1 protein-coding gene is annotated in these 1,342 nt (G+C 44.9%); it reads right to left on the minus strand.

All coding sequences use genetic code 11. From position 1 onward, the window contains the following. Nucleotides 1-70 precede the first annotated feature (70 nt). Nucleotides 71-1,342: group II intron reverse transcriptase/maturase (gene ltrA / locus ACT3RM_RS17855; RefSeq protein WP_444511513.1), on the minus strand; the 1,272-nt coding region annotated here is incomplete at its 5' end.

Below are 1,342 nucleotides of genomic sequence, written 5' to 3' on the forward strand. Positions count from 1 at the left end.
AATCGGGTAGCCGGAGGTCTCTAACCTCCAGCCCCCACACCACCCATCATGCGGGTCCGCAATGGGCGGTTCATCTCCCGTAATGAATGTTGATCCAAATATCCCTCAATGACACTAAACCTTGTGAAGCTAAGTAGTTATTGCCTAGCGCAATGTTAATACCTTTTGTTTTTGAGCTTCTACAAGGGCCTTTACTGGTGATACCACAGGCTATGGCGAGTCGTTCGCTAACACCCAATTTCATTAAACTGCGTACTTTGGTGCGAGGTTTACGCCATTGCCGCCAGTAGCACATTCTTATCCTACGTCGGATCCAATGATCTAAATCCACCGTTAGCTGATAAGCGTTGGCTATCAGGTAGTAGTGTCCCCAGCCGCGCAAATACTGCGTGAGTTTATGAATTTGTAGGGTCATTGAGATCCCCCAGTTGCGGTTAGTGAGTTCCCTGACATTTGCTTTGAATTTCTTTAGCGCCTGTTCGTGGATCTGCACTTGACCGTAACGGAATGTGAACCCGAGAAATTTTGAGCCTGATACTGGACCCACTCGACTTTTCGATTCGTTCACTTTGAGCTTTAATCGCTTAGTGATGAACGCAGTAATTTCCCGCTGGATTATTAATCCTTCGCTTTTCGTTTTTACTAAAATGATTATGTCATCAGCGTAACGTGCAAACTTAAGGTGTTTGTAGGTTAGCTTCTTATCTAATTCATCGAGTAAGATGTTGGAAAGCAAAGGGGATAATGGCCCACCTTGAGGGACTCCTTTGGTTGACTCAAACCACAGACCTGTTTCGCGCTCTGCGATCCCCGCTCGTAAGTATTTACCGAGTAGGCGCATGAGTGCTTTGTCTTTGACTTTACGGCTAACACGATTCATCAGCATGTCATGGTTTACTTCATCAAAGAACTTAGACAAGTCGATATCAACCGCTGTTTTATAACCTTGTTTAACACAAGACTGAACATGGTTCACTGCTTGACTGGCTCTTTTATGAGGGCGATAACCATAACTATGTGGTGAAAATTGAGGCTCAAAGTAAGGGCTGATCACTTGAGCAATGGCTTGTTGGATCACTCTGTCGATAACAGCAGGGATCCCAAGCATTCGCTCACCGCCATCAGGTTTGGGTATCATCACGCGTTTGACTGGCAAGGGTTGATAAGTGCCGTTAAGTAATTGTTGTTTAATACCCAGCCAATGTAACTTAGCGAAGTCATTAAATTCCTCAATACTCATATTATCAATACCCGCAGCCCCTTTATTGCGCTTAACATGTTGCCATGCTGCACCAATATTGTGGTTGCTCAGTACCCTTGCCATCAGGTCACGATCTGTTTT

It is taken from the genome of Pseudoalteromonas sp. AOP7-A1-14 (assembly GCF_052376275.1).
Classification (GTDB): Bacteria; Pseudomonadota; Gammaproteobacteria; order Enterobacterales; family Alteromonadaceae; genus Pseudoalteromonas.